The sequence below is a fragment of the Fictibacillus phosphorivorans genome (genome assembly GCF_023715845.1).
Lineage (GTDB): Bacteria > Bacillota > Bacilli > Bacillales > Fictibacillaceae > Fictibacillus > Fictibacillus phosphorivorans_D.
The window spans coordinates 18,701-38,148 of record NZ_JAMBOR010000008.1 but is presented as its reverse complement, the minus strand read 5'-3'; the positions used below and the strand labels follow the sequence as shown (position 1 = coordinate 38,148).

General features: G+C 44.1%; 20 protein-coding genes. 18 read left to right on the top strand and 2 right to left on the bottom strand.

Annotated features, from left to right (window positions below):
• Positions 1–335 precede the first annotated feature (335 nt).
• The 10 genes from nuoI to M3206_RS08070 all read left to right on the top strand — a co-directional run bounded on the left by nuoI (position 336) and on the right by M3206_RS08070 (position 10,001).
• Positions 336–755, top strand: a complete 420-nt coding sequence (nuoI, locus tag M3206_RS08115; protein ID WP_251312017.1) for an NADH-quinone oxidoreductase subunit NuoI — start codon at positions 336–338, stop codon at positions 753–755.
• The gene (locus M3206_RS08110; RefSeq protein ID WP_251312016.1) at positions 752–1,264 is read left to right on the top strand and encodes an NADH-quinone oxidoreductase subunit J; all 513 of its coding nucleotides are present in this window, start codon (positions 752–754) and stop codon (positions 1,262–1,264) included. The genes nuoI and M3206_RS08110 overlap by 4 nt, the downstream gene beginning before the upstream one ends.
• On the top strand, positions 1,261–1,575 hold the full coding sequence (gene nuoK, locus M3206_RS08105; protein WP_251312015.1) for an NADH-quinone oxidoreductase subunit NuoK: 315 nt from the start codon (positions 1,261–1,263) through the stop codon (positions 1,573–1,575). Before M3206_RS08110 ends, nuoK begins: the two co-directional genes overlap by 4 nt.
• An 18-nt stretch (positions 1,576–1,593) precedes the next feature.
• Complete coding sequence (nuoL, locus tag M3206_RS08100) at positions 1,594–3,465, top strand: NADH-quinone oxidoreductase subunit L (RefSeq protein WP_251312014.1); 1,872 nt, start codon at positions 1,594–1,596, stop codon at positions 3,463–3,465.
• Entirely contained in the window at positions 3,462–4,979 is a 1,518-nt protein-coding gene (locus M3206_RS08095) for a complex I subunit 4 family protein (RefSeq protein WP_251312013.1), read from the top strand. The genes nuoL and M3206_RS08095 overlap by 4 nt, the downstream gene beginning before the upstream one ends.
• 3 nt (positions 4,980–4,982) lie before the next feature.
• Complete coding sequence (gene nuoN / locus M3206_RS08090; RefSeq protein WP_251312012.1) at positions 4,983–6,518, top strand: NADH-quinone oxidoreductase subunit NuoN; 1,536 nt, start codon at positions 4,983–4,985, stop codon at positions 6,516–6,518.
• 488 nt (positions 6,519–7,006) lie between these two features.
• On the top strand, positions 7,007–7,240 hold the full coding sequence (locus tag M3206_RS08085) for a DUF1146 family protein (protein WP_251312011.1): 234 nt from the start codon (positions 7,007–7,009) through the stop codon (positions 7,238–7,240).
• A 107-nt stretch (positions 7,241–7,347) separates the two neighbouring features.
• A complete protein-coding gene (locus tag M3206_RS08080) occupies positions 7,348–8,088 on the top strand; it encodes a YwmB family TATA-box binding protein (protein WP_251312010.1) in 741 nt (246 codons plus the stop codon).
• A 30-nt stretch (positions 8,089–8,118) separates the two neighbouring features.
• The gene (gene murA, locus M3206_RS08075) at positions 8,119–9,429 is read left to right on the top strand and encodes a UDP-N-acetylglucosamine 1-carboxyvinyltransferase (RefSeq protein ID WP_251312009.1); all 1,311 of its coding nucleotides are present in this window, start codon (positions 8,119–8,121) and stop codon (positions 9,427–9,429) included.
• 425 nt (positions 9,430–9,854) lie between these two features.
• A complete protein-coding gene (locus M3206_RS08070; protein WP_251312008.1) occupies positions 9,855–10,001 on the top strand; it encodes a lmo0937 family membrane protein in 147 nt (48 codons plus the stop codon).
• A gap of 278 nt (positions 10,002–10,279) precedes the next feature.
• On the opposite strand, the gene M3206_RS08065 is transcribed toward M3206_RS08070, so the two are convergent.
• Positions 10,280–10,894, bottom strand: coding sequence for a DUF3298 and DUF4163 domain-containing protein (locus M3206_RS08065; RefSeq protein ID WP_251312007.1), 615 nt, complete (start codon positions 10,892–10,894; stop codon positions 10,280–10,282).
• Between the two features lie 196 nt (positions 10,895–11,090).
• Here M3206_RS08065 and spoIID point away from each other — a divergent pair, with 196 nt between their 5' ends.
• The 8 genes from spoIID to fabZ all read left to right on the top strand — a co-directional run bounded on the left by spoIID (position 11,091) and on the right by fabZ (position 18,249).
• Positions 11,091–12,122 carry a stage II sporulation protein D gene (gene spoIID / locus M3206_RS08060; RefSeq protein ID WP_251312006.1) on the top strand — a complete coding sequence of 344 codons (1,032 nt, stop codon included), beginning with the start codon at positions 11,091–11,093 and terminating at the stop codon, positions 12,120–12,122.
• A gap of 179 nt (positions 12,123–12,301) precedes the next feature.
• Positions 12,302–13,270, top strand: a complete 969-nt coding sequence (locus M3206_RS08055) for a M23 family metallopeptidase (RefSeq protein WP_251312005.1) — start codon at positions 12,302–12,304, stop codon at positions 13,268–13,270.
• A gap of 579 nt (positions 13,271–13,849) precedes the next feature.
• Entirely contained in the window at positions 13,850–14,116 is a 267-nt protein-coding gene (gene spoIIID, locus M3206_RS08050; protein WP_007203593.1) for a sporulation transcriptional regulator SpoIIID, read from the top strand.
• Between the two features lie 193 nt (positions 14,117–14,309).
• Complete coding sequence (locus tag M3206_RS08045; protein ID WP_251312004.1) at positions 14,310–15,311, top strand: rod shape-determining protein; 1,002 nt, start codon at positions 14,310–14,312, stop codon at positions 15,309–15,311.
• A gap of 193 nt (positions 15,312–15,504) precedes the next feature.
• Entirely contained in the window at positions 15,505–16,332 is an 828-nt protein-coding gene (locus tag M3206_RS08040; protein WP_251312003.1) for a flagellar hook-basal body protein, read from the top strand.
• Positions 16,333–16,343: 11 nt separating this feature from the next.
• Positions 16,344–17,168 (top strand): flagellar hook-basal body protein, encoded by an 825-nt coding sequence (locus M3206_RS08035; protein WP_251312002.1) that lies wholly within the window; start codon positions 16,344–16,346, stop codon positions 17,166–17,168.
• A 15-nt stretch (positions 17,169–17,183) separates the two neighbouring features.
• Positions 17,184–17,480 carry a DNA-directed RNA polymerase subunit beta gene (locus M3206_RS08030; RefSeq protein ID WP_251312001.1) on the top strand — a complete coding sequence of 99 codons (297 nt, stop codon included), beginning with the start codon at positions 17,184–17,186 and terminating at the stop codon, positions 17,478–17,480.
• 343 nt (positions 17,481–17,823) lie between these two features.
• Positions 17,824–18,249, top strand: a complete 426-nt coding sequence (gene fabZ / locus M3206_RS08025; protein WP_251312000.1) for a 3-hydroxyacyl-ACP dehydratase FabZ — start codon at positions 17,824–17,826, stop codon at positions 18,247–18,249.
• Between the two features lie 127 nt (positions 18,250–18,376).
• Here the strand turns inward: fabZ and M3206_RS08020 are convergent, their stop codons facing one another.
• Entirely contained in the window at positions 18,377–19,429 is a 1,053-nt protein-coding gene (locus tag M3206_RS08020; protein WP_251311999.1) for a hypothetical protein, read from the bottom strand.
• Positions 19,430–19,448 lie beyond the last annotated feature (19 nt).

Genomic DNA, 19,448 nt, shown 5'->3' with positions numbered 1-19,448 from the left:
AGTTTTGAAAAAGACTCCTCGTTGATAGGAGCGCAAGGTGTGTGCCAACTACATGAGAAGCTCCTTGCAAGGCATGCGATAAGGAAGCCTGCCTCGGTAGCATTTGCTTGTAGACGCAGGAGCAAGGGGCTTACATCAGTGGGACAGGTGAGACCTATCATTGTCGCAATGCGACGAGGGGGCTCATCCGCCCGCCCCCGGAAAGCGAGCAACCTGGAGCGGAGATCAACCCTTTCAAAAACAGCAAAGCCAAAGCGCCACCAAACGCCACTAGACTTACAACCAAATAAGCTCACTCAATAGAAAGACCAAAGCATAAGGAGCGTGATCTCAGGATGAAAGGTCTTGTGAAAGGTTTAAGCTACACCGTTAAGAACTTGACGAAGCAAAACGTGACGACAAGTTATCCAGACGTGCCGATCCAAATGCCTGACCGTTTCCGCGGTATCCAAAAGTTTTATCCGGAAAAATGCATCGTGTGTAACCAATGCGCACAGATCTGCCCGACAGACTGCATCCGATTAACAGGCAAGCCACACCCGGACCCAGGGAAAAAAGGAAAAATCATTGATACGTACGATATCAACTTCGAAATATGCATTCTATGCGACCTGTGTACAGAAGTATGTCCGACGGAAGCGATCGTGATGACAAATCAGTTTGAACTCGCCGAATACAGCCGGGACGATCTGTTTAAGAACTTGGAATGGCTGGACGAGAACGATGAGAACATCAGAAAGGAGAACAAAGCATGACCGGTGAAATGATAGCTTTTTTCCTGCTAGCGCTGACAGCGATTACCGGCGGTGTTCTTCTGATCAACCTGACTAATGTCGTACACATGGTTGTCGCTCTTATTTTTACGTTTATTGCGATTGCAGGGATTTACATTACCTTATCTGCTGAATTCGTTGCGGTGGTTCAAGTGCTGATCTACTCCGGAGCCATCACGATCATCATGCTGTTCGGAATCATGCTGACGAGGCATCAGGAGAAAGAAAAGAAAGCGCCAAGGCTGAAAATAATCTTGACAGGCCTTACGATCGGTCTTTTCTTTCTGATCATGTACGGGAAGATCAAAGATTTAAACTTCGGGCAGCAGAACGTGGAACTTCACGTGGAGAATACAAAAAAGATCGGGGTCGAACTCTATTCTCACTATGTTATCCCGTTTGAACTAACATCGGTACTGCTCTTAGTAGCACTGATCGGCTCCATCATCTTGGCAAAACGTGACGATGATGAGAAGGAGGCAAAAAAATGAGCGCTGTACCTTTACCAGCTTACTTGATGCTTGCCTTGATCCTGTTCTGCATCGGACTGTTTGGTGCACTAACAAAGCGAAACGCGGTCATCGTGCTCATTTCTATCGAATTGATGCTGAATGCCGTCAATATTAATTTAGTAGCTTTTGCGAAATACTCGCTTAATCCAGGGCTTACTGGACAGATTTTCTCATTGTTCACCATTACGGTAGCCGCTGCAGAAGCGGCAGTCGGGCTAGCGATTCTGATCGCACTGTACCGCAACCGTAAAACGGTAAATGTGGATGAAATGGATACGATGAAGCGATAAGAGAGGAGATGGACCATTATGTTGCAGATGAGTTGGCTTATACCGTTGTTCCCGCTTTTATCCTTCATTTTATTATTGCTTTTCAGAAAATCCAAAAGTGAAAGCACGGCTTGGATTGGTGTGCTTTTAACAGGAATTTCGCTCGTCATGTCAATTGGTGTCTTTTTAGCTGTCTGGCAAGGCGAGGGGATAAAGACGGAAGGAACATGGTTTCAGATGGGAGAGCGGGCGATCACGATGGGCTTTGAGGTGAATCCTCTTAATGCGCTCATGCTCGTTATCGTTTCACTCGTCAGTTTTTTAGTACACCTCTATTCAAAAGGGTACATGCATGGCGATGACCGGTTCCCGGTATTCTTCGCCTATTTAGGGTTATTTTCATTCGCGATGCTCGGCCTGGTCCTGTCTCCTAACCTATTACAGCTGTATATGTTTTGGGAGCTTGTAGGACTTGGTTCGTTTCTATTAATCGGATTCTATTATTTCAAGCCGGAAGCAAAAGCCGCTGCGAAAAAAGCCTTCGTCATGACAAGGATCGGGGATGTGGGTCTTTTTATCGGAATGGTGTTGCTATTTTGGCAGGTTGGCAGTTTCGAATATGATGAAATTTTTGCTTCTGTAAAAAATGGTGACCTCTCGTCAGGAATGCTGACACTCACGGCACTTTGTATCTTTGTAGGTGCGGTCGGGAAATCAGGTCAGCTGCCGCTTCACACATGGCTTCCAGATGCGATGGAAGGTCCGACACCCGTTTCGGCACTCATCCATGCTGCAACGATGGTCGCTGCAGGGGTGTACTTAGTGGCGGCGATGTATCCGCTCTTCCAAGCATCAGAAGCAGCATTGACCGTTGTGGCAGTTGTCGGAGGATTGACGGCGATCTTCGCAGCTTCGATCGGACTTATGCAAAAAGACATTAAACGCGTATTGGCGTATTCTACCGTCAGCCAGTTAGGATACATGATGCTGGCACTAGGTGCGTCAGGTTATGTGGCAGGAATTTTTCACTTAACCACACATGCTTTCTTTAAAGCATTGTTGTTCTTAGCGGCTGGAAGTGTCATTCATGCCGTACATACACAAAACATCGAAGAGATGGGCGGACTTTGGAAAAAGCTCCGGATCACAGGACCGCTTTTCTTGATCGGGGCATTAGCGATCTCAGGTGTTCCACTGTTATCTGGATTCTTCTCAAAAGATGAAATATTAGCAAGCACCTATGCAGACGGCAAGTACGGATTGTTCTGGCTGGCTGTAATCGCGGCCTTCATGACGGCGTTCTATATGTTCCGCTTATTTTTCATTGTGTTTACAGGGGAGGCACGCGGAGAAACAGAAAAAGGTGTTCACGAATCGCCGGGTGTGATGACTTTTCCGATGATCGTGCTTGGCGTGTTAGCCGTTGTTGCGGGTTACTTGAACACGACCTGGTTTGGAACGTTTTTATCCGATTACTTGGCTCAAGGAGCGGTTGAGCTGCCGCACGGCGATCACCATGGTCCAGCTTGGATCCCGCTCGTCGCGACACTCGCTGCTGCACTAGGAATCGCTCTTGCTTATCTGATCTATCAAAGAGGAACGCTTTCTCGAGACTGGATTACCCGGTCACTCCCTAGCCTCTCGGATGTTATCTACAACAAGTGGTACATCGATGAAGGCTATGACCAAACCGTTGTGAAAGGAACGAGAGGATTAAGCAAGCTTGGTGTTCTCTTTGACCGGTATATTGTAGATGGACTTGTTACAGCTGTAACGACTGGTGTTCAAAGACTTGGCAGAGTCGGGTCCCGTGTGCAGAACGGCCAAGTGCAGTCGTATGGAACAGCAGCTATCTTTGGAATCGTCATTCTATTGCTGATCGTGGCATTGACAGGGGGGTATTTCTCATGAACGCATGGCTTCTTTCTATCTTGATCTTTTCCCCTTTGTTAGGCGTACTGGTACTCATGTTCGTCCCATCTTCAGACGAAAAATCGATAAAATGGCTTGGAGTTTTGGGAACCCTTTTTCCGTTAGGCATCGCACTTGTCGTCCTCTCAGCTTTCAAAATGGGAGGGGATGAGCTGCAGCTGACCGAAAAATTCAGCTGGATTTCTTATGAAGTTTTCCAATCAAAAGGTCAAGTCAGCTATCCGATCTTTTATGAGATAGGTGTTAACGGACTGTCGATGGTGCTAATCCTCTTGACTGCCGTCGTTTCCGTGCTCGCAGCCATCGCTTCATTCTCCATCAAACAGAACTGGAAAAGCTATTTCATTTTGTTCTTTCTGTTGGAGATGGGAATGCTCGGCGTGTTTGCTGCTCAAAATCTGTTCCTATTCTTTATTTTCTTTGAAATCACACTCATCCCGATGTTTTTCTTAATCGGACGCTGGGGTTACTTAGAAAGAGAGAAAGCGGCTTACAGCTTTTTAATTTATAACGGTGTTGGTTCAGCGATTCTCCTGATTGTGTTCGTTGCCCTTTTCATGAAAACGGGAACGATGAACTTTCAAGAGCTCGCTTACACATTTTCTCTGCCGCAAGCAGAATTAAATCAGCTTTTTATCACAAAGGGCTTTAAGATGGGAATGCTAATTGCACTGCTTGTCGCGTTTGCCGTAAAGCTGCCGGTATTTCCGCTGCACTCCTGGATGGTTCGTGTGCACGTTCAGGCACCGCCGGCGATCGTAATGATTCACTCCGGCATTCTGTTGAAGATTGGAGCATATGGCGTCATCGTGTTTGGGGCAGGCATGTTTCCTGATCAATTCAAATCACTCGCTTTTGTGATCGGCCTTTTCGGTGTGATCAACCTGCTTTACGGGGCGTTTTTAGCATTAACCCAGACCGATGTGAAGCGCGTTCTCGCCTATTCTTCTGTTTCGCATATGGGAATCGTTTTGATCGGCCTTGCTGCCGGTAACACTTCGGGTATGACAGGTGCGGTTTTCCAAGTGGTCTCTCACGGACTGATCTCCGCACTCCTGTTTTTCTTAATCGGGGCTTTATATGAACGATCGGGAAGTTCAGAGTTGAGTGCGTTTGGCGGGGTGGCAAAAAGGATGCCGATTCTGGCCGGTGTGTTTTTAGCCGGTGGTCTCGCATCACTCGGCCTTCCGGGAATGTCTGGTTTCATCAGCGAGTTCATGGCGTTTTTAGGATTGTTTGAAAAAATGCCGGTGTTAGCAGCTGTAGGGACGCTTGGCCTGATCTTAACAGCGGTCTATGTACTGAGAGCCGTGCTTTCGATCACGTTTGGAGCTGAAAAAGAGATGCCAGAGTCACGGGACTTATCTTCGTCTGAGCGGGTTCCGGCGTTCGTGCTCCTTGCAGCGATTCTTTTTATCGGGATCTATCCAGCGTGGTTAAATGATATGCTCCGTCCAACATTAGATGCCATTCTGCTAGGGTTAGGGGGCTAAACGATGGATCTAGATACGTTATTATCCTTTAAATGGAGCGTCATGGCTCCTGAATTCATCATACTTGGTGTAGCAACATTACTTTCTGTGATCGACCTTTTTATGAAAAAAGAGTCCAGCCGAACACCACTAGCATGGCTTGCCGGAGCAGGGGTGATCGGTGCACTTGCGGCGATCTTCATGCAGCTGGATACAGAAGTAACGTCCATATTATTTGATACGTATAGACTGGATTCCTTTTCGAAAGCATTTAAGATCTTACTTTTACTTGGAACTTTGCTGGTCTTAGTTCTAGCATCGAACGATAAAAAGGAAGATGTAGAAGAGAACCGCGGAGAATTTTATTATTTGCTACTGGCTGCTCTATTAGGGGCCATGATGATGGCGTCGAGCGCAGACTTGATCACGTTGTTCGTCGGTCTTGAACTCCTCTCACTTTCTTCTTATATTATGGCGGGGCTGGAGAGACAGAATAAACGAAGCAACGAATCCGCGTTTAAATATGTTGTTTCTGGTGGTATTGCAACTGCGATCACGTTGTTTGGAATGAGCTATGTATTCGGTTTAACAGGTGAAACCAACTTGTTTTTGATCGCGCAGACGATGCAGGACCCAGAATTACTAAAGCACAGCTTTCTGTTGATGTTCGCGTTTCTGATCACGTTTGCCGGACTTACGTTTAAAATTGCAGCAGCTCCTCTTCACATGTGGGCACCAGACGTGTATGAAGGAGCACCGGTTCCGGTCACTGCTTTTTTAAGCGTCGTATCAAAGACTGCAGGATTCGTGATCTTGCTGCGTTTTATCATCATCACGTTCATTGCAGCGCCCGGAATTGACAGTGAATCACTGCTATTAGAAGTACAGCCGTATGTGATGGCCCTGGCTGCCGCCACAATGATAATCGGGAACGTGACGGCGCTCCGCCAACGAAATATTAAGCGGATGTTTGCCTACTCTTCCATCGCACAGGCAGGTTACATCCTTGTTCCCTTTGTTTCGAACTCGTCACTCTTATTTGAACTGATCTGGTTCTACTTACTGGCCTATCTGTTCATGAACATAGGGGCTTTTACGATTATTCAAGTGTTATCTGTTCAAGAGAAATCAAACGACATCAGCATTTTCAGAGGACTGTTCAAACGATCACCCTGGCTTGCTGTACCGATGACGTTTTTCCTTTTATCACTTGCTGGGATCCCAATCACCGCTGGATTCGTAGGGAAGTTCGGAATCTTTATGGGAGCACTCGGACTCGAGCCTGCTCATTATTGGCTCGCAGCCGTCATGATGGCAACAACGCTCGTCTCTTATGTGTACTACTTTAATGTGATCGCGGTCATGTTCTTCCGGGATAGTGAAAGGACGAGGGTTTCTGTACCCCGAGGCATGGCTGCGGTTCTTGCCTTTTGTGCGGTTTCTACGATTCTACTCGGTATCATGCCAGACCTCGCACTGGATTTCTTTTACGGTAACTTTGATATTAATGAGTTCTTTATGAATATCGAAGCGGTTGATACACATACCCATGATCATTGATCATTTGCTCGCTGAGGTCATTTAGCTGACCTTAGCGAGCTTTTTATTTGGTGAGTAGGATAAGTGGGTTAACAAGAAGATTTGTCGACTCGTGGTTATTTTTCATTTAACGTGGGATTAACCAGATTAAGCGAGGAAAAAATCTCATTAACGTGGGATTTTTTAATTTAAGTCAGGGATTATGATTAGGAGCGACTCCATTATAGATGAGTCTGTGCGTCCGGTACGGATATCTCTTCACATGTCTCTCATGAAAAGAACAGCCCAAAAATCCACCAAAAATAAGCCGAAACTCCCGTAACTTTACCCGTTTTAAATCGTCTAAATAAAAGGAGGCTCCTATTAAATGAAAAAGGTTACAAATTTTTGAACACTTTAAAAGTAAGGGCTTTCATAAAGCAGAAGTAGGGAAAAAGTATCTTTTCTGAATAAGGATAAAGAATTATGCTTAAGGTTGTCGAAATGTGTAATAGGGGGGTAATTCATTTATGATTCCAGTAGGACAACAGGCTTTATTACATATTATCGTACATTTAATGTTTCTAGTCATTGCCTGGTGGGCCATGCAAGCGATCCATTTTGACAAATGGATCAAAAAAGGAAAGGTTATGCAGGCGCGAATCCTTTATATTCTAATGGTTATCAGCCTCGCCAGTCTAGCCAGTGATTTCTTTTTAAAGTATTTACAGTATTCCACCAATCTAAGCCAATTATTTGGCTGAATCCGTATCCTTTTTTCTAACTAAAGTTTGTCGGAAAATGACTACAAGTTCCACGGATATCCTTTCTCTCTTTGGCAAGAATGAGGAATAGAGAGGATGTGCTGGGGATGAAAAAATGGACAATGACGATTACAGCAATTTTGCTTATTATGATGGTTTCCAATGGATACGCAAAAGACGTTCAAACAAATGAAGTCGCACATATAATAGATGTTTTAAAAGAAAAAGGTGTAAAGCCTGACAAATGGACTATTTATTTTAATGGAGAATTAGGTTTTATATCAAAAGGACTAGGGTATAAACAAGCAGAAGAGCTGAAGCGTGATTATCCGGAATTTCGCTGGGCGGCAAGTGAAGATGAGTCAGGTCATTACAAAATGATCGGGAAGTTTCATCATAAAGAACTCGGTCTGACCGAGAAGGTGACTATCATCACATACCCCCAAAAAGAACAACTTTCATCGTATTTTATTTATGCGGTTGAAGGACCTGTAAATACAAATCAAAATTGGAAAGAAATTCAGCGCTTGTTAGATAGCCGTATTAGAGAGTCTGTTGGAGGAAATCCCAAAATTTTCTCTTGTGTTACTGGTACATACGGTGATAAAATGGTGGTTGATTTGTATTCACAAGCAAATGAATTGGTACAGGCTTTTTCTGGCGTTCCAGTAGAGGAATTAAAGGAAGAGACGTTTGTGTCACTGTCTGCATATACTGAACAGTGGGAACAAGCGATTTATACCGGTCATCAAAATAAAATGAATCTTCAGGTGGCATTAAGATCTGAAGGATTGGGCAGTAAAACCACTGTCACAATTGGAACACCAATAATTACGTCTGAATATTAATATACAAATTGGACGCGGAGGGGAATATCGTTGGAAAAAATCATTGTCCGTGGTGGTAGGCGGTTAGAGGGCTCTGTACGTGTTGAAGGAGCTAAGAATGCCGTACTTCCTGTCATCGCAGCATCCATTTTAGCCAGTAGAGGCACGAGTACAATAAATGAAGTGCCCACTCTTGCTGATGTTTATACGATTAATGAAGTATTACGCTATTTAAATATTGATGTAGCTTTTGAAAATGGTCAGATCCATGTTGACGCTACAGGTGAATTAAAAACGGAAGCACCATTTGAGTATGTCCGTAAAATGAGAGCATCATTCCTAGTTATGGGACCGTTGCTTGCTCGTGTTGGACTTTCTCGCATTGCCCTTCCTGGAGGATGCGCAATCGGATCACGTCCGATCGATCAGCATCTTAAAGGATTTGAAGCGATGGGTGCTACAGTTAAGATCGGTAACGGCTTTATCGAAGCAAAAGTTGACGGCCGTTTACATGGCGCTAAAATCTATCTAGACTTCCCAAGTGTAGGTGCTACTGAGAACATCATGATGGCAGCAACACTTGCTGAAGGAACAACTATTATTGAGAATGCGGCAAAAGAACCAGAAATCGTTTGTTTAGCAAACTACCTGAATGCGATGGGAGCTACTGTCATCGGTGCAGGTACTGGCACAATCCGCATCGTCGGAGTAGAAGAACTAACGGGAGCAGAGCATACGGTAGTACCAGATCGTATCGAAGCTGGTACGTACATGGTAGCTGCTGCCATTACAGAAGGTGACGTTTTAATTGAAAATGCGATCGCTGAACACTTACGTCCTTTAATCGCAAAAATGGAAGAGATGGGTGTTCATATTCAGGAAGAAGGTAACGGACTTCGCGTTCGCGGACCTCGTGAATTAAAACCGGTCGACATTAAAACCATGCCACACCCTGGTTTCCCGACGGATCTTCAGTCTCAAATGATGGCACTATTGCTTCGTGCAAACGGAACGAGTGTTATTACGGAAACTGTATTTGAAAACCGCTTCATGCACGTGGAAGAATTCCGCCGTATGAATGGGGATATTAAAATTGAAGGCCGTTCTTCTGTAATCAACGGACCTGTAAATCTTCAAGGTGCAGAGGTAGCTTCAACAGACCTTCGTGCAGGTGCCGCTTTAGTACTTGCTGGGCTTGTTGCAGAAGGTTACACACGTGTAACGGAACTGAAGCACATTGACCGTGGCTATGTAAATTTCACTGAAAAATTAGCTGCATTAGGTGCTGACATCGAACGTGTAAACGAAGGTGTAGAAACAACACCTGCAAAAGAGCAATCATTAAAAAGTAATTTAGCTTAATATTTTATAAAAAAGACCCTCGTTTAGAGGGTTTTTTTGTTTTGGTTTTACTGGCACAACGCTACTTTCTTAGAGTTGTATGCTTAGGATTTTTATCTTCCATGAAGAGAAGGGTCCGAGACTCCTCGAAAATGAAAATCACATTTTCTTCGTGCGATGCATTGCTGCCGGAGCCTTCCTTGTCCTATGGGAAGAGCGGTCAGGTGGAGACTCCTAATGACGCATAGCGGCAGGAGGCTCACCGCACGCCCCATGGAAAGCGAGGACCTGGAACGGAAATCACCCACTACCAAGTAGCAACCTTGTATATGCGAATAGCTTTATGAAAGCATCCTTTCATTTTTTTGTAAAAGTGTTTATAAAAAAGATGCTTCGGGAAATCTATAACTAGTTGCAATAATACAATTTGAAAGGATGTCGAACTCATGCTTTGGACAATAGCTGCAATTTTATTAGTTTTATGGCTGCTAGGTTTTCTTTTCGACGTCGCAGGCGGAGTCATTCATATTCTTCTCGTCATCGCTGTGATCGTCTTCCTATTGAACTTTTTTAAAGGCAGAAAAATGAAATAGCTGTTATAAAATGAAGAAGCCGGCCGATGTGGCTGGCTTTTTTCATTCTTTTCAGTCTTTTAAGGTTCTTCCTTTATAATAATTCCATTTTGAAGCGGGAAGCATAATCTAATCCCAAAAAGGACCAAATCATTATCTCTTATTATTTCTTTTGTCTTCCAAAGTATTACTAACGAAATAACGATGCCCGAGACCAGAGGTGTAACCACATACATGAGTATTTCACCTATTATTTTCATCACACCCTTTAGTTTTTCGTCTCTACCTACTCTTAAATGTTATAGGCTATTTACCGCCAGTCTTCCAAGCGGGCCGTTTTCATCCATTATGTTTTGGAGATCGAATAGAGAGATGACAAACATCGGAAAGCCGTAAGCATAAGCTGTTAGGTCATATAGCTGAAAGTAGATCACGAGCGCTTTATCGGCGATATAATAATCCTGATTCGGGCTAATGCTCTTGAATGGTTCCAGCGTTACGATCTGCTGTTGTTTGATCTGTTCTTTTATGATTCGATTCAATACCTGTACGTAGTCGCTGCCTGGTTTGAAGAGTTCTTTTAACGTATAGGTCCGCCCTGTCGTGAGATCCCATGTCTGTGATTTGATATATGTCATTCCGTGTGCGGCCATTGGGGTGTAGCCGTAATTGAGGAATCCGATGCTTAAGATGTTCTTTTCATTCGTTTTGACAGCGAACTCCCCATACATGCTTAGACGGGCTTCAGGGTTTTGCATCTGCTGAAGCTCTTGGTTGATGTGTATGATCTGCTGATTGACTTGATGCTGGATGCGAGGGTTGATCCGGCCTTCGATCTGCGGGTAATAGATTCTCACCTGACCAGGGGAATACACATGTGTCCTGACGAGAACGGGAGGCTGAAAGTTGTCCATAACGCTCACCCTTTCGTTGAATCTTTTTATACTCTATGCAGCGGGAAGCTTGTAACAGAAGAGTTTCTTCAATCAAAACTTGTAAATCTGACTAAACGAGCACATTTCTAATGTAAAATTACTAGTTTTCATGTTCTAAATGCCTATCCTTTTGTATAAGTTGTATGGTAGAAAACAAAATAGGAGGGCATGGAACGTGAATGTTAAAATTAAGCCGCTGATCTGGATTCTAGCTATTTTTGTTGCCGTAATCGTCCTGCTTCCTGCTATACTCGTGCTACCATTTTCGTCGGAGCCCCCTGAATGGAAAGAACAGAATCAGGCAAGGCCATCTGAGAGAATGCTAGCTTTGGAAATACCGCACTCGGACATCGTCGTCCCTGTATTTCGCTCGGAAAAGGAAAAGGTAGAGAACATTCCGTTAGAAGAGTATGTGGCAGGAGTAGTTGCTTCTGAAATGCCGGCAGAGTTTGAGCTCGAAGCACTAAAAGCACAAGCCTTAACGGCAAGAACGTTTATTGTAAAAGCGGTGCTTAACCCCGGAAAAGATAATAGTTTGCCAGAAGAAGCGATCGTCACAGACACCATCCAGCATCAGGTTTATAAAGGAAAAGATGAACTTGAAGTATTGTGGGGAGACGAATTTGATAAAAAGCTCGCAAAGATCGTAAAAGCCGTCAAAGAGACGAAGGGACAAATTTTAACCTATGAAGGAGAGCCCATCCAAGCAAGCTTCTTCTCTACTAGTAACGGTTATACTGTGAATTCAGAAGACTATTGGAAAAATAAATATCCATACTTACGAAGTGTAGAGAGCCCGTGGGATAAAAAATCACCAAAATATGTACAGAAGGTTCAGCTGCAAGTTAGAACCGTTGAAGAGAAGCTCGGTGTTTCGATCAGAAAGGACGGCGAGGTCGGGAAGGTCCTCGAGACAACGAGCGGAAAACGGGTCGGCAAGTTTGCGATTGGCAAAAAAGAGTTCACCGGTAAAGAGATACGAGAAAAGCTAGGTCTACGCTCCACTGATTTTCAAATGGAGAAAAAGGGCAAACAGATCACGGTCACAACAAAAGGCTACGGTCATGGAGTCGGTCTGAGCCAGTATGGCGCAAATGGAATGGCAGAGGAAGGCAAGTCCTATAAGGAAATCGTAAACTACTATTATAAGGGGATCGAAATAACAGATTACAAGCCGATCGCAGACAAGGGTTTGGCTCTGAATTGAATTGTGTGAGAATTGTAAGGGGTCTGTCCCGGGACAGACCCCTTCTATATTGAGAACCGCATTATGCGATAAGGCATGATGCGGTTTTTTCGGTTGTCGAAAGAAACTTTCAAAAAATTTTCTCACTAAAGTATATATTTTCAGAATTCTGTTCAAACTTGTTGCTGAGGTGATGAAAAATGAAAGAAGAAGAAAAACAAAACAAAAAAACAGTACCGATGAAAGGTAAGAATGCTATGAAAAAACGTTGGGTTTATCCTGCAGTGTATCTTAGTTTTGCAGCCGTCATTTTAGCTTCTGTTCTATGGTATCAAAACGATGCGAAAAATACGGAGAATAATAGTACTCCAGAAAGCGCATTAAAAGAGGATGGAACAGCAGTACCAGTGTCACTTACAAAAGAAGTATTCCAAATGCCAGTTGCTGACCCTGAAGCTATTGAAGTAGTAAAAGATTTCTTTAGTCCTGATGCTACAGCGCAAGAACAAGAAGCAGCACTCGTATTCTATAACAATATCTACTATCAAAATCGTGGTATCGATCTAGCAACAGAAGATAATAAAGCGTTTGATGTAACAGCTGCACTAAGTGGTAATGTTGTAAAAGTTGCAAAAGACCCTGCACTTGGCTGGGTTGTAGAAGTTGAACATGACAAAGGTGTTGTTACACACTACTCATCACTAGCTTCTGTATCAGTTAAGCAAGGAGACCAAGTGAAACAAGGAGCAGTCCTTGGACAAGCTGGTGAAAACGCATATGATAAAGATGCAAAAATTCACGCACACTTCGAAGTCCGTAAAGATGGAGAAGCCGTTGACCCAGTAATGGCTTGGGATCAATCTGTAGCACAACTTGCTTCAGCTGTTGAAGACTCTCGTAAAGAGATGAAGAAAGCAGAAGAGAAGAAAGCTGCGGAAGAGCAGAAAAAAGCAGAAGAGCAAAAGCCTGCTGAAGAAAAGAAACCAGCAGCACCAAAAGCCGACGATAAAGGCGGCAAAGACACAAAAGGCACGAAAGACTCAAAAGGCGGTAAAGACGGAAAAGACGCTAACCGTGAACAAGAATCATCATCTCAATCTGCAGAAGATACTGATGCTCCAGCAGAATCAGATGAAACTTCAGCAGATGATTCAGGTGCAAACGACTAATTTTTTCAACCAAAGGAGCTGTCTCGAGCGATCGAGGCAGCTTTTTCATTTTTGAAAAAGAAATAATGAACATTTTGCCGGGCAAAATGGACCCTATGAATCGGTTCTGAGCGTAGGAACGAAATTTTGAGCGGTCGTGCAGTGGTTTTGAGCGTAGCGGGAAGATTTTGAGCGAAGATCGGAAATTCTGAGCGTAACTCAAGATTCTTGAGCGAACGTGTAACAGAAAAAAGAACACGTACCGTAAAAAGTAAAATAACATACAACCTCCTCATCCAATCATCCTTCCACCCATGAATTTTCCACCTATTTATGCAGGTTTTTTCACAAAAATGGACATTTCCCCTTGTCCCAGTTGAGATTTAGGCATATAACGAAAACTTGGTTAATAAGATGTTACAAAACCTACAATAATTCAAAATTGAGGGTGAGCGGTGAGAAATCGTACTATGGCTGCGGTGGAAAATGGGGAATAGAAGCAACACTTATAAGCCGAAGTTGACAACGGAACTTGTCACGTAGCTTGTTCATAGAAGTCTCTATCGCATCTCTCACATCCATATTAGGGAGGCGAGTGGTGTGCACGATTACATCAAAGAGCGAACCATCAAGATAGGACGGTATATCGTGGAGACAAGAAAAACAGTCCGCATGATCGCAAAAGAATTCGGGGTTTCCAAAAGCACGGTGCATAAAGACCTTACCGAGCGACTGCCTGAAATCAATCCGGATCTTGCAAACAATGTAAAAGAAATCCTCGAATACCACAAGTCCATCCGCCACTTGCGGGGTGGGGAAGCGACGCGCGTAAAATATAAGAAAGGCACAGAAGAAGTCGTTCAATAATCATTAAGAAAATCATTAGATATCATGACACCAAGAACATTATGTGCCGTATAGGTCTGACGTCCAATAATTATTTTTGACAATATTTCCCCTTGTTCGACAAATATATGATATAATGGTAAATTGGATAGAACTTCGAATTTTTACTTAAAATGTCATTATATTGTATGGATGTTAACAGGGAGGATATAACATGTTTTCAAGGGACGTTGGAATTGACCTGGGTACCGCTAATGTACTGATCTATGTAAAAGGGAAAGGGATTGTGCTTGACGAACCATCCGTCGTTGCGATCGACACGAATACCGGAAAGGCACTCGCTGTTGGAGAAGAAGCCCGCCGCATGGTAGGCCGTACACCAGGTAACATCGTAGCAATACGTCCGTTAAAAGACGGCGTCATTGCTGACTTTGAAGTAACCGAGCAAATGCTGAAACACTTTATTAATAAAATAAAAGTGAAGGGCGTGTTTGCAAAGCCAAGAATCTTAATCTGTACACCGACGAACATTACTTCTGTCGAGCAAAAAGCCATTAGAGAAGCTGCACAAAAATGCGGCGCTAAGCATATTTTTCTTGAAGAAGAGCCGAAAGTGGCTGCAATTGGGGCGGGGATGGATATCTTCCAGCCAAGCGGCAACATGGTTGTTGACATCGGTGGTGGCACAACTGACGTTGCTGTCTTGAGCATGGGGGATATTGTCACCTCCTCTTCTATTAAAATGGCGGGGGACAAGTTCGACACAGAAATTCTCCAGTATATCAAGAAAGAGTATAAGCTGTTGATCGGTGAACGCACAGCAGAAAACATCAAGCTGAACGTAGCAACGGTCTACCCTGGGGCGCGTGATGAAGAGCTTGAGATCCGCGGACGTGACATGGTATCCGGATTGCCGCGTACGATTACGGTTCACTCAAAAGAAATTCAAAGAGCATTGATGGAGCCGGTGATGGTAATCGTTCAAGCAGCGAAAAGCGTGCTTGAGAAAACTCCACCAGAATTATCAGCTGATATCATCGACCGCGGTATCATGTTGACAGGCGGTGGTGCTTTATTGCACGGAATCGACCAGCTGTTTGCAGAAGAATTGAAGGTTCCGGTGCTTGTTGCAGAAGAGCCGATGAAAGCCGTAGCCAACGGAACAGGCTTAATGCTTGAACACATGGATAAAATTGCGAAAAGAAAAGTGTTTTAAATAAAAGAAAGTGCCGCCCGGGCTGGGTGGCATTTTTTTTGTTCAGATCCCTATCCGAATTATAGTCCAAATGACTTATTTTTAGAAAAGAATCGGTCAATTTTCGCAGAATCTTATAAAGAAATATAAAAATTTGTCGATAGGAACGATAAGACATTTTGTATCCAGATTACAAATGCAGGAGGAATACTCCGTGTTAAGAGGCTTTTATAATGCTGCAGCCGGCATGCTGGCACAGCAGCGCAAACAAGAAATACTAACGAATAATATGGCCAATGCCAATACACCTGGATATAAAGCAGACAATGCTAGTCTGCGCACGTTCCCAACGATGCTTCTTCAGCATATGGGGCAGACTGACCTCAACGGAAATAAAATGCCGAATAACCACCCTGTCGGCATGCTATCAACGGGAGTTTATGTTCAGGAGACGACACCGAACTTCATGCAGGGAGATCTTCGCGAGACAGGCATCAAGACAGATGTTGCTCTTTTGCAAGGGCAGGTGCCTGCTGATCCTGAAACAGGACTTCCGGGAGGACTTTTTTTCAGACTGAATGTAGAGGGACAGGAGCGTTTTACACGAAACGGTCATTTCTCAGTGGATGCATCTGGGAGTCTCGTTACGCCTGAAGGTCATTATGTTCTTGGGACGAATGGAGAACGCATCACGGTTTCTAGTGACAATTTTACGGTAAACAAAAACGGACAAGTCATCGATAACGGCAGGGTCACGGGACAGATTGATGTTGCGTATGTGGTGAACCCTAACAATCTCGTAAAAGAAGGATCAGGACTTTTCAGGCTAAATGGAAATGGAGAAGCCGTTAGCGCAATCGGAAATCCGGCCATCACGTACAACCTGGAGCAAGGTTTTGTTGAACGCTCGAATGTTAACACAGAACAGACGATGACGGAGATGCTGACGGCATACCGTGCGTTTGAAGCGAATCAAAAAGTGCTTCAAGCTTATGACCGAACGATGGAAAAAGCCGCAAATGAAATTGGCCGGATCGGCTAGGGGGATCGCATATGAACCAGTCTATGATTTCAGCAGCAGTAACGATGGGGCAGATTCAGCATAAGCTCGATACCATTTCGAATAACATGGCGAACAGCACGACGAACGGCTACAAACGCCGGGAAACGCAATTTTTTGACCTTCTTTTTCAACAGATGGAAAGTAAAGAATTAAACCCAACGGAAGCAGGGCGGTTGACTCCGAACGGGATCCGGATCGGAAGCGGTGCGCGTGTTTCTTCCACGGCTATGAGTCTAGAACCAGGAACTTTGCAGCAGACAGACAGAGCACTTGATGTAGCGCTGAAAGAACCGGGACACTATTTTACGATCAGGGGAACAGACCACAACGGCAACCCCATGCCGCTATATACAAGAGATGGTGCGTTCTACTTATCCCCCTCTGCACAAAACCCTGGCTACCTCGAGCTCGTTACATCGGAAGGAAATCAAGTGATGGGAAATAGTGGTCCGATTATGATACCTGAGGATCATCAAAAAATTACTATTGGACAAAACGGTCAAGTTTCGGTAACGTTAAATAGTGGAGAAGTTGTTGAATCAGGTCGAATTGGTGTCGTTAATATGATTCGTCCGCAGCTCATGTTGTCGGTTGGCCATAATCTGCAGCTGCCAGAAGGTATTCCATTCAATCAGCTCATTGAAGAAGTCGATGGAGCAGGAAACTTTGTTCAGCAGGGCGTGTTGGAGTCTTCCAACGTAAACCTTTCAACTGAGATGACCGAACTGATTCAGACACAACGTTCTTATCAATTTAATGCGCGTTCTCTTACAATTGCTGACCAGATGATGGGGTTGGTAAACGGGCTTCGCTAAATGGGGTAGGTTTGTATGACAACGAATGAATTGCATAGGCAAGAATTAAATAAAAAAGAAAATCAAAGAACACAGCGCTATCAAGAAAAAAAGAAATCTTCAAAAGATGGTGAGACGAAGCTGATCCACCGTGGTACAAAAAGAAGCTTTCCAATCTGGCTACGACTATTGTTGTTGATCTGCGCTATCGTGGTTTGTTTTGCTGTCGGCACAATGGTGGGGTATGGTGTGATCGGTGACGGAGAGCCGATGCGTGTGTTTGATAAGGAAACGTGGACGCATATCATCGACCTTGTAGAAAAAGATAAGTAAAGATATAATAATAAAACAATGGCAGGTTGACTGAGTCATTGTTTTTCTTTTGGTTAGAATTAGTACCAGGTAACAATACCAAGTATAATAAAAGGTTGTTAGTAACACTTTGTAGCGATTGTGAGCGAGTTGATTTCCGCTCCAGGTTGCTCGCTTTCCAGGGGGTGTGCGGTGAGCCCATCCGTCGCTTTGCGACAGGGATTGGTCTCACCTGTCCCACTGACCCCCCAGGAGTCTCGCACCTTGCGCTCCAATCAACTTATACAACGAAGTTTTAAGTAATCTAACTCAATAAAGCAATCTCTTAAAAAAAAGAACATAATAAGAAAGGTGATGTTAGTTTATGTTAACTATTGAAGAAATTAAAGAAATTATTCCGCATCGTTATCCGTTTTTGTTGATCGACCGTATTCTCGAAGTGGATGAAGGTCAGCGTGCTGTAGGGATCAAGAATGTTACAGCGAACGAGGAGTTCTTTAACGGCCACTTCCCCGATTACCCGGTAATGCCAGGGGTGTTGATCGTTGAAGCTTTAGCTCAAGTTGGAGCTGTAGCGATGCTGAAGAAAGAAGAAAACCGTGGGAAGTTTGCGTTCTTTGCAGGTATCGATAACTGCCGTTTCAAGAAACAAGTCGTACCTGGAGACCAGTTGCGTCTTGAGGTTGAGATGACTCGCGTTCGCGGTTCGATCGGTAAAGGTAAAGGGATCGCAACAGTCGATGGACAAGTAGCCTGCGAAGTCGAGATCACGTTCGCGCTAGGTAAATAAAGGGGGACTGTCCCCACACAATTATCATAAAAGCTTGAAATGGAGCAAACCGCCTAGGTGATCTGCTTCATTTCAAGCTCTTTTTTATTAAACCAAGTTTATTCACTTTTAGCCTAATGACCGTTATTTAAATAAGACTCTTATTTTTAACCTGCTGGTTAGCGACTACAATGGATTCTGCAACTTTCCAAAGTTTAGGCAAGTATTGCAGACCGTCTTTAGCCCTCCGAGTTAAATCCTCGGTTGAAACTATGCCAAGGTCAGCAACCATGGCTTCAAACGCTGGGCGATGCTTGGATTGAATGTCTTCATTACCGTCCACATCAAAAATTTTATGACACCGTGCAAACGTTGCGACCATCCAGAACACCGCTTCCCGGTGGAAACCTGATCGTATGAGTTCCCGGCTTCCGTCAATGACAATCGGCCGTGCTTCCGCCGTAATGTCACTGCTAAAGAAGAAAGGTGTCTTGGCTAGAGATACGGCGGCATCAAAGGTTTGTTCAAGCGCTTGTAAATGATGTTCTGTCCGTTCCGCAGTTAATTCACAGACACCTAGCAACCTAAGCAGTTCGGAATAAACTTCATCATATCCATAATCCATCAAGACATCTCGGACTTTCAAATACCGCAGCCGTACTGTTGGATTTTGAAGAGCTGCCACTAGAATGACATGAGTGTTTACCCCAGTAGGGAACAGCCAGGAAGTCACTTGGTCATGCCAAGGATCGCGGGGATTAATAGCCTTCAATCCGTTCTCGATCCGAAGACGAGCATGCTCGCACCTGCGAATTACCCATGTTTCATCTGTAAAATGAGCTGAAATATAGTGGTACAGTTTTTCTAAATGTCCGGTGGGATCGCTGATGATGGTGTTTACTCGAAAGCTTCCTGCAAGATGGTAGTCTGTCAGCACCTCTTCCACGGATTGTAGCTGACTCCACGACAAATACGTAATCTCGATCAACACGCCCTCATATCGAAATTTTCCAAGTTTCAAAGGCGTTTCGTCGTGAGACATAACGACAACCACATCCAGGTCAGACGCTGCTGGTAGCTCTTCCTTTTCGTTTAGTAGAATCGTTGAACCACTGAAATAAGCTCCGCGAAACCATGGTTCTTCACTTAAATGCTTCATCACCCATTCAGCCGTAATCGCTCGTGCTGTTCCAACCTTCATAATGACCACCTTTCGTTAA